This is a genomic window from Pseudomonas sp. 22490, from assembly GCF_052044465.1.
GTDB lineage: Bacteria > Pseudomonadota > Gammaproteobacteria > Pseudomonadales > Pseudomonadaceae > Pseudomonas > Pseudomonas aeruginosa.
On sequence record NZ_JBQENS010000024.1, the window covers coordinates 106,957 to 116,602 of the forward strand.

At 67.8% G+C, this 9,646-nt stretch carries 8 protein-coding genes; 6 read left to right on the forward strand and 2 right to left on the reverse strand.

Going from position 1 to position 9,646, the window contains the following annotated elements; genetic code table 11:
- The first annotated feature begins 48 nt into the window (after positions 1-48).
- The 3 genes from ACTJJX_RS24135 to hpaI are packed head-to-tail and all read left to right on the forward strand — an operon-like array spanning position 49 to position 2,993.
- Entirely contained in the window at positions 49-1,353 is a 1,305-nt protein-coding gene (locus ACTJJX_RS24135) for an MFS transporter (RefSeq protein WP_003101263.1), read from the forward strand.
- 17 nt (positions 1,354-1,370) lie between these two features.
- Positions 1,371-2,174: a 2-oxo-hept-4-ene-1,7-dioate hydratase gene (gene hpaH, locus ACTJJX_RS24140; protein ID WP_003101261.1), complete on the forward strand. Its 804-nt coding sequence runs from the start codon at positions 1,371-1,373 to the stop codon at positions 2,172-2,174.
- 12 nt (positions 2,175-2,186) lie between these two features.
- Complete coding sequence (gene hpaI / locus ACTJJX_RS24145; RefSeq protein ID WP_003113007.1) at positions 2,187-2,993, forward strand: 4-hydroxy-2-oxoheptanedioate aldolase; 807 nt, start codon at positions 2,187-2,189, stop codon at positions 2,991-2,993.
- Positions 2,994-3,074: 81 nt separating this feature from the next.
- Here the strand turns inward: hpaI and ACTJJX_RS24150 are convergent, their stop codons facing one another.
- Positions 3,075-3,563, reverse strand: coding sequence for a DUF934 domain-containing protein (locus tag ACTJJX_RS24150; RefSeq protein ID WP_003093457.1), 489 nt, complete (start codon positions 3,561-3,563; stop codon positions 3,075-3,077).
- Positions 3,560-5,233, reverse strand: a complete 1,674-nt coding sequence (locus ACTJJX_RS24155) for a nitrite/sulfite reductase (protein ID WP_003101256.1) — start codon at positions 5,231-5,233, stop codon at positions 3,560-3,562. Before ACTJJX_RS24155 ends, ACTJJX_RS24150 begins: the two co-directional genes overlap by 4 nt.
- 105 nt (positions 5,234-5,338) lie before the next feature.
- Here ACTJJX_RS24155 and ccoG point away from each other — a divergent pair, with 105 nt between their 5' ends.
- The 3 genes from ccoG to ACTJJX_RS24170 form a co-directional block, all read left to right on the forward strand.
- Positions 5,339-7,060, forward strand: a complete 1,722-nt coding sequence (gene ccoG, locus ACTJJX_RS24160; RefSeq protein WP_003137552.1) for a cytochrome c oxidase accessory protein CcoG — start codon at positions 5,339-5,341, stop codon at positions 7,058-7,060.
- Between the two features lie 97 nt (positions 7,061-7,157).
- Complete coding sequence (gene mapR, locus ACTJJX_RS24165) at positions 7,158-8,573, forward strand: GntR family transcriptional regulator MpaR (RefSeq protein WP_003101248.1); 1,416 nt, start codon at positions 7,158-7,160, stop codon at positions 8,571-8,573.
- A gap of 263 nt (positions 8,574-8,836) precedes the next feature.
- Positions 8,837-9,646, forward strand: an 810-nt coding sequence (locus ACTJJX_RS24170) for a cbb3-type cytochrome c oxidase subunit I (protein WP_209451128.1), incomplete at its 3' end; no start/stop codon positions are given.

Consider the following 9,646-nt stretch of genomic DNA (forward strand, 5'->3'; position numbering starts at 1 on the left):
ACCGACAGGTCGCCGGGACGTCCGGGCGCTCACAAAAAGTACAAGATCATGAGCACAGCCAGCACCCTGAACAGCACCACCCTGCCTCTCAGCGACAGCACCCACGACCGCGTCACCTGGCGGCTGATGCCGCTGCTGCTGGTGTGCTACGTCTTCGCCCATCTGGACCGCATCAACATCGGTTTCGCCAAGTTGCAGATGAGCGCCGACCTGCACTTCAGCGACACCGTCTACGGTCTCGGCGCCGGGCTGTTCTTCATCGCCTATGCGCTGTTCGGCCTGCCCAGCAACCTGATGCTGGAACGGATCGGCCCGCGCCGCTGGATCGCCTGCCTGATGCTGGTCTGGGGCTGTCTCTCCACCGCCATGCTGCTGGTGGAGACCGCGCGCGGCTTCTACCTGCTGCGCTTTCTCCTGGGGGTCGCCGAGGCCGGCTTCTTCCCCGGTATCCTGGTCTACCTGAACCGCTGGTTCCCGGCGCGCCGACGCGGGCAGATCACCGCTCTGTTCGCCATCGCCGTGCCCATGGCCGGGGTGATCGGCGGACCGCTTTCGGGCTGGATCCTAGAAGGCTTCCATGACGCCCTCGGACTGCGCGGCTGGCAGTGGATGTTCCTGATCGAAGGCCTGCCGGTTGTGTTGCTCGGCGTGGTGGTCTGGTGCTCGCTGCCGGAAAGCTTCGAACGGGTGACGTGGCTCAGCGACGAACAGAAGCACCTGCTGCGCGAGGAACTGGCCGGCGAGGAGCAGCGCAAGACCATCACCTCCTTCTCCGGCATCTTCAGCAATCCGCAGGTGTGGCTGCTGGTGGCGATCTATTTCGCGGTGATGCTGGCGGTGAACACCATCGCGTTCTGGATGCCGAGCCTGATCCATGGCGCCGGCATCGCCCAGGACAGCCGCATCGGCATGCTCAGCGCGGTGCCCTATCTCGCCGGCTGCGCCTTCATGATCTTCATCGGCCGTTCCTCCGACCGCCTGCGCGAGCGCCGCTGGCACCTGGGCATTCCGTTGCTGATGGCCGCCGCCGGGCTCAGCCTGGCGGCCCTGGCACCGACCAGCGCCTGGCTGGTGATGGGCGGCCTGGTGATCGCCGGGATGGGCGCCAGCGCCGCCCTGCCGATGTTCTGGCAACTGCCGCCGGCCTTCCTTTCCAGCGCCACCCTGGCCGCCGGAATCGCCCTGATCAGTTCCTTCGGCAGCATCGCCGCCTTCCTCGCGCCCTACCTGATCGGCTGGATGCGCGACACCACCCAGAGCGCCAGCCTGGCCCTGTACCTGCTGGCCATCCTCATCGCCCTCGGCGCCGGCCTGGTCCTGCGGACCCCCGCCGCCGTGGTCAACCCACGCTGAACCGAGAGACCCCGACCATGCTCGATCCCCGTCTGATCCAGGAAGCCGCCAACCGCCTCGACGCCGCCGAACGCTCGCGCCAGCAGGTAAGGCAGTTCTCCCTCGACTACCCGGACATCGCCATCGAGGACGCCTACGCCATCCAGCGCGCCTGGGTCGAGCGCAAGATCGCCGACGGGCGCGTGCTCAAGGGCCACAAGATCGGCCTGACCTCGCGCGCCATGCAGGTCTCGTCGAATATCAGCGAGCCGGACTACGGCGCCTTGCTCGACGACATGTTCTTCGAGGAGGGCAGCGACATCCCCTTCCAGCGCTTCATCGTGCCGCGGGTCGAGGTGGAGCTGGCGTTCATCCTCGGCAAGCCGCTGAAGGGACCGGGCTGCACCCTGTTCGACGTGCTCGAGGCCACCGAGTGGGTGATCCCGGCGCTGGAAATCATCGATGCGCGCATCCAGCAGGTCGACCCGCAAACGAAAGTCACGCGCAAGGTCTTCGACACCATCTCCGACAACGCCGCCAACGCCGGCGTGGTGATGGGCGGCCGGGCCGTGCGGCCAGGCGATATCGACCTGCGGCGGGTACCGGCGATCCTCTACCGCAATGGCGTGATCGAGGAGTCTGGCGTCTCCGCCGCGGTGCTCAACCACCCGGCCAAGGGCGTCGCCTGGCTGGCCAACAAGCTGGCGCCCTACGGCGTCTGCCTGGAGGCCGGCCAGGTGATCCTCGGCGGCTCCTTCACCCGCCCGGTGGCGGCCGCGCCGGGGGACACCTTCCACGTCGACTACGACCTGCTCGGCAGCATCTCCTGCCGTTTCGTCTGAGGAGGCATTTCCATGGACCTGCCCGTCAATCGCTTCAAGCAACGCCTGCGCAGCGGCGAGGCGCAGATCGGCCTGTGGCTCGGCCTGGCCGATCCCTACTGCGCGGAGCTGGCCGCCAACGCCGGCTTCGACTGGCTGCTGCTGGACGGCGAGCACGCGCCCAACGACCTGCGCAGCCTGCTCGGCCAGTTGCAGGCGCTGGCGCCCTACCCCGGCCAGCCGGTGATCCGCCCGGTGCAGGGCGACACTGCGCTGATCAAGCAATTGCTCGACATCGGCGCGCAGACCCTGCTGGTACCGATGGTCGACAGCGCCGCCCAGGCCGAAGGGCTGGTGCGCGCCGTGCGCTATCCGCCGGCGGGCGTACGCGGGGTCGGCAGTGCGCTGGCCCGGGCCTCGCGCTGGAACAGCGTGGCGGAGTACCTGAACCACGCCGACGAGCAGATGTGCCTGCTGGTCCAGGTGGAAAACCTGGAGGGCCTGGCCAACCTCGACGCGATCGCCGCCGTCGAGGGCGTCGACGGCGTGTTCATCGGTCCGGCCGACCTCAGCGCAGCCATGGGCCATCGCGGCAATCCAGGCCATCCCGAGGTGCAGGCGGCCATAGAGGACGCCATCCACCGCATCCGCACGGCCGGCAAGGCCGCCGGCATCCTCTCCGCCGACGAGACACTGGCGCGGCGCTACCTGGAGCTGGGCTGCGCGTTCGTCGCGGTGGGCGTGGACACCAGCCTGCTGATGCGTTCGCTGCGCGAGCTGGCGGGGCGCTTCAAGGGCGGCGCGCCGGCGCCGTCCGCCAGTTCCTCGGTCTACGGCTGAGGGGTGCGCCCCGCTCCCGCTGCGGGAGAGGGGCCAGGTCGGCGTTGCGGCAGGTATCGGCGTCGGTCCGGGGGCGTATGCCTAGCGTCGGCGGAACAACGGTCGCGGCTCGATCGCCGAGCGGCCGTAGAGCACGCTCAAGCCCGCCAGCCCCTTGAGCGCATCCTCGACGTTCTTGTCCTCGCGCACCGCGAAGGCATCGAAGCCGCACTGGCGCATATGGCTGAGCTGGTCGCGCAACACGTCGCCCACTGCGCGCAACTCGCCGCTCCACCCCAGGCGCACGCGCAGCAGGTAGGCCAGGCTGTAGCCACGACCGTCGCGGAAGCTGGGGAAGTCGACGGCGATCAGCGGCAGCTCGGCGAAGTGCGGCAGCAAGGCCTCCACCTCATCGTCCGGCGCCAGCCAGGGCGCGGCGGCTCCGGCCTCGCCGCGGCGCTCCAGCCAGGCCGCCAGAGGCAGCAGCAACGGCCCCGGCGGCAGCGCGTCGGGCAACTCGCGCAGGAGTTGCCAGGGATCGTCGCGGCAGACCTCGGCGACGCCATCGCGCAAACGGATCAGGTTGTTCATGCCGGTTCCTCCATCCTGGCGTAGACCCGGGCCTTGAACGGCTCCAGGCCGACCCGGTTGAAGGTGTCGATGAAACGTTCCGGGCCGACCCGCAGGTCGGTGAAGGTTTCGACGATCCGTTCGATCACCGCCGGCACCTCGGCAGCGCTGAACGATGGCCCGATCACCTTGCCCAGCGCGCTGTCCTTGCCCTGGGCGCCGCCGAGGGTGACCTGGTACCACTCGCTGCCGTTCTTGTCGACGCCGAGGATGCCGATGTTGCCGATGTGGTGGTGGCCGCAGGCGTTCATGCAGCCGGAGATGTTCAGGCTAAGCTCGCCGATGTCGTGCAGGTGGTCGAGGTCCTCGAAGCGCTGCTGGATACCCTGGGCGATGGGGATCGACTTGGCGTTGGCCAGCGCGCAGTAGTCGCCGCCGGGACAGGCGATGATGTCGCTGAGCAGGCCTTGGTTAGGCGTGCCGAGGCCGGCTGCGCAGGCCTCGCGCCACAGCGCGTGGAGGTTCTCCAGGCGCACGTCGGGGAGCACCAGGTTCTGTTCGTGGGCCACACGGATCTCGCCGAAACCGTAGCGCTCGGCCCAGTCGGCGACGCGTTCCATCTGCTCCGCGGTGACGTCGCCCGGCGGCGCGCTGGCGCCGGGCTTGGTCGACAGCACCACCGAGGCGTAGCCCGGCACCTTGTGCGCCTGGACGTTGCGCGAGGCCCAGCGGGCGAAGGCCGGATCGGCCGCACGGGCGCTGCCGTAGGCCAGCTCGCCGCCGGCCGGCGGCAGGTAGCGCGGCAATACGAAGCGCTCGGCGACCCGCTGGCACTCCTCGGCAGTCAGTTGCGCCGGGCCGTCGCGCAGGTGCTGCCACTCTTCCTCCACCTCGCGGGCGAAAGCCTCGATGCCCAGCGCCTTGACCAGGATCTTGATCCGCGCCTTGTACTTGTTGTCGCGCCGGCCGTAGCGGTTGTAGACCCGCAGGATCGCCTCGACGTAGGACAACAGGTGCTGCCAGGGCAGGTCGTCGCGGATCACCTGGCCGAGCATCGGCGTGCGTCCCAGGCCGCCGCCGACCAGGACCCGCAGGCGCAACTCGCCGGCGTCGGGGTGGCGGTAAAGGTACAGGCCGATGTCGTGCATCTGCACCGCGGCGCGGTCTTCCACCGCCGAACTGAGGGCGATCTTGAACTTGCGCGGGAGGAACAGGAACTCCGGGTTCACCGTCGACCACTGGCGCAGGATCTCGGCCAGCGGCCGGGGGTCGGTCCATTCGTCCGCGGCGACCCCGGCGAAGGCTTCGGTGGTGATGTTGCGCACGCAGTTGCCGGAGGTCTGGATCGCATGCATCTGCGCGCCGGCGAGGTGTTCGAGGATATCGCCGACCTGCTCCAGTTCGATCCAGTTGAACTGGATGTTCTGCCGCGTGGTGAAGTGCCCGTAGCCGCGGTCGTAGTGCCGGGCGACGTGCGCCAAGGCGCGCAGTTGCGGCGACGAGAGGGTGCCGTAGGGAATCGCCACGCGCAGCATGTAGGCGTGCTTCTGCAGGTACAGGCCGTTCTGCAGGCGCAGCGGGAGGAACTCCTCCTCGCTCAGTTCGCCGTCGAGGCGGCGGGCGATCTGGTCGCGGAACTGCGCCACCCGCTCGCTCACCAGCGCCTGGTCGTATTCGTCGTACTGGTACATCGCAAAGCCCTCATCGACAGGGTTTCTCCACCGATGACGGGCAGGGTGCGTGGCGAAGAAACCGGGGACCGGCTGCGCCCCTGTTTCTGGCGACAGGATGGGCCGGTGTTCACTGGCACCCACTATCGCCCGCGTACAGACAGCGAAACAGCGGCAGATTCCGCCGAAAAAAACACATCAGATGGCCGACGGCGGCGAATTCGTGCCGCCTGCGACCGGTTGCCACGGGGCGCATATCTGTACTGCCCGAGGTCGCCCGGCAACCCGCGGCAATGCTGGGCCGCTGCTTTCCGGAGGCATCTGATACGGTTTTTCCCGCTCGATCTGCCGCTGTTTCGCCCATCAGCCGGTTCCTATAGTCGCAACCGCCTCTCCAGCCTGATGGGCCTACGAAAAATGAGCGAAAGAATTCCCGCGATCCAGGTCGAGCCCGCCGCACCGGCCGCTCCGTCGAAACAGCCGCCCGCGCCCGGCAAGCTGCCGTCGGCGGTGAACGGCCCGATCTACACCCGCAGCTTCACCGGTCTGTTCCGCAACTTCCGCCGCCTCGGCGGCGGCCTGCTGTTCCTGCTGTTCTTCGGCACCCTGTGGCTGAACTGGAACGGCCGCCAGGCGGTGCTCTGGGACCTGCCCGAACGCAAGTTCTACATTTTCGGCGCGACCTTCTGGCCGCAGGACTTCATCCTGCTCTCGGCGCTGCTGATCATCGCCGCCTTCGGCCTGTTCTTCATCACCGTGTTCGCCGGCCGCGTCTGGTGCGGCTATACCTGCCCGCAGAGCGTGTGGACCTGGGTGTTCATGTGGTGCGAGAAGGTCACCGAGGGCGACCGCAATGCGCGGATCAAGCTCGACCAGGGTCCGGCGAGCGCCGCCAAGCTCTTGCGCAAAACGGCCAAGCACGCGCTGTGGCTGGGTGTGAGCCTGGTCACGGCGATCACCTTCATCGGCTACTTCACTCCGGTGCGGCCGCTGGTGGCCGACCTGTTCAGCTTCCAGCTGGACCTGGAAAGCCTGTTCTGGGTGCTGTTCTTCACCGCCGCCACCTATGTCAACGCCGGCTGGCTGCGCGAGCAGGTGTGCATCCACATGTGCCCCTACTCGCGCTTCCAGAGCGTGATGTTCGACAAGGACACCCTGATCGTGTCCTACGATGCCGCCCGCGGCGAGTCCCGCGGCGCCCGCAAGAAAGGCAGCGATCCGCGCGCCCAGGGGCTCGGCGACTGCATCGACTGCCAGCAGTGCGTGCAGGTCTGCCCCACCGGCATCGACATCCGCGACGGCCTGCAGATCGCCTGCATCGGCTGCGCCGCCTGCGTCGACGCCTGCGACTCGATCATGGACAAGATGGGCTATGAACGCGGCCTGGTGCGCTACACCTCGGAACGCGCCCTGGAAGGTGGCCAGACCCGCTTCCTGCGTCCACGCCTGGTCGGCTACGCGGCGGTGATGCTGGCGATGATCGGCGCCTTCGTCGTCGCCCTGGATGCCCGCCCGCTGGCCTCGCTGGACGTGACCCGCGACCGTGGGCTGTTCCGCGAGAACGCCGCCGGGCAGATCGAGAACATCTACACCCTCAAGGTCATCAACAAGACCCAGCAGCCGCAGCGCTATCGCCTGCAACTCGACGACGCGCCGGAGTTCCGCCTGCAGGGCGAGCACACCCTGAGCCTGAAGCCCGGCGAGATCCTCGACTTCCCGGTGTCGGTGGCCTCTACCGCCGAACGCGCCAGGGCCGGCTCGCAACCGCTGGCGTTCAGCCTGCGCGGCATCGACGACCCGAGCCTGGCGGTCGGCAGCACCAGCACCTTCGTTTCGCCGGCGCGCTGAGGAGGCCGCGATGAGGCATGACAACACGGTCCCGGCGCGCATAGAGTGGGCGCCAGCGGCCGTGCCCACGGCCAGCCAGGACAGCGGCCAGGACAAGATGAAGCGCTACGAGAAATTCGCCGACGAGATTGCCGAGCTGATCCGCACCGGCGTCCTCGCCCCCGGGCAGAAGGTGCCCTCGGTACGGCACGCCAGTCGTACCTACGGGGTCAGCGCTTCCACCGTGTTCCAGGCCTACTACCTGCTGGAAAGCCGTGGGCTGATCATGGCCCGCGCACGCTCCGGCTACTTCGTCTGCCAGCACGTGCAGCGGCCGCTGCCGGAACCGGAGATCAGCCCGCGCCAGGCCGACGCCACCGAGGTCGACGTCAGCGAGCTGGTGTTCTCCGTACTCAGTTCGATCAAGGACCCGGACACCGTGCCCTTCGGCTCGGCGTTCCCCAGCCCGCAACTGTTTCCCCTGCCGCGCCTGGCGCGCTCGATGGCCCACGCGGTGCGCGACATGGACCCGCAGTCGGTGGTCGCCGACATGACGCCGGGCAACCATGGCCTGCGCCGGCAGATCGCCCTGCGCTACATGGTCGGCGGCCTGCTGCTGCCGGTGGAAGAACTGGTCATCAGCAACGGCGCGCTGGAGGCACTCAACCTCTGCCTGCAGGTGGTCACCCGTCCCGGCGACCTGGTGGCCATCGAGGCGCCGGCGTTCTACGCCACCCTACAGGTGCTGGAACGGTTGAAGCTGAAGGCGGTGGAAATCCCCGTGCATCCGCGTGAAGGCATCGACCTGGAAGTGCTCGCCGACAGCCTGGAGCGCCTGCCGATCAAGGCCTGCTGGTTCATGAGCAACTTCCAGAACCCGATGGGCGCGAGCATGGACGACGAGAAGAAACGCGCCCTCGCCGAGCTGCTGGCGCGCCACCAGGTGCCGATGATCGAGGATGACGTCTACGCCGAGCTGTACTTCGGCCAGCAGGCGCCGAAACCGGTCAAGGCCTACGACCAGGAAGGCCTGGTGATGCACTGCAGTTCCTTCTCCAAGAGCCTGGCGCCGGGCTACCGGGTCGGCTGGGTGGCCGGCGGACGCTACGCCGAACAGATCGAGCGACTGAAGCTGATGACCAGCCTGTCGGCGTCGATCCCGGCCCAGGCGGCCATCGCCGACTATCTCCAGCACGGCGGCTACGACCGCCACCTGCGCAAGCTGCGCTACGCCCTGGAGACCCAGCAGAACGCCATGCTCGCGGCGGTGGCGCGTTACTTCCCCGAGCAGACCCGGGTCAGCCGTCCCAGCGGCGGCTACTTCCTCTGGCTGGAGTTGCCCGAGGCGGTCGACTCGCTGCGCCTGTTCCAACTGGCCCTGGCCCAGGGCATCAGCCTCGCCCCGGGGCCGATCTTCTCCGCCACCCGCCGCTTCGCCCATTGCGCCCGGCTCAACTACGGGCACCCGTGGAGCGCGCGGCAGGAGAAGGCGATGGAGACACTCGGGCGGATCGCCCAGTCGCTGGCGGGATGACGCCCCGCAGACGGAAAGCCACCCCGGCGTAGGGCGGATAACCGCGCGCGGTCATCCGCCATGATCGGCTCGCGTCCCCCATCCCGGTATGCGCCGCCGCCCAGCACGAACGCCTTCCCCCGCCCCATCTGATACCCAAATTCCATATCGACCTGAAGCTGTTTTACCCCCGCCCCAGCCCTTAGATTGCAGGCTCCGGCCGGCGCCCCGTCTCCCCCCTCGACGGCGGTCGCCGGCTGTTCATTTCTTTCGGGACTGTACAGATGAACAAAGCAACGACGGAACCTGCCTACAACTACAAGGTGGTTCGCCAGTTCGCCATCATGACCGTGGTATGGGGCGTGATCGGCATGGGGTTGGGCGTACTGATCGCCTCGCAACTGGTCTGGCCCCAGATGAACTTCGACCTGCCCTGGACCAGCTTCGGCCGCCTGCGGCCGCTGCATACCAACCTGGTGATCTTCGCCTTCGGCGGCTGCGCGCTGTTCGCCACCAGCTACTACACGGTGCAGCGTACCTGCCAGGTGCGACTGTTCTCCGACACCCTGGCCGCCTTCACCTTCTGGGGCTGGCAGGCGGTGGCGGTGATCCTGCTGGTCAGCCTGCCGCTGGGCAACACCACCACCAAGGAATACGCCGAGATCGAGTTCACCGGCGCGATCTGGCTGGCGATCGTCTGGGTCGCCTACGCGGTGGTGTTCTTCGGCACCCTGATCAAGCGCAAGGTCAAGCACATCTATGTCGGCAACTGGTTCTTCGGCTCGTTCATCCTGACCACCGCGATGCTGCACATCGTCAACCACATGTCGCTGCCGGTGAGCTGGTTCAAGTCCTACTCGATGTACTCCGGCGCCACCGATGCCATGGTCCAGTGGTGGTACGGGCACAACGCCGTAGGCTTCTTCCTGACCACCGGCTTCCTCGGCATGATGTACTACTTCGTGCCCAAGCAAGCCGGGCGCCCGGTCTACTCCTACCGGCTGTCCATCGTCCACTTCTGGGCGCTGATCACCCTGTACATCTGGGCCGGCCCGCACCACCTGCACTACACCGCGCTGCCGGACTGGGCGCAG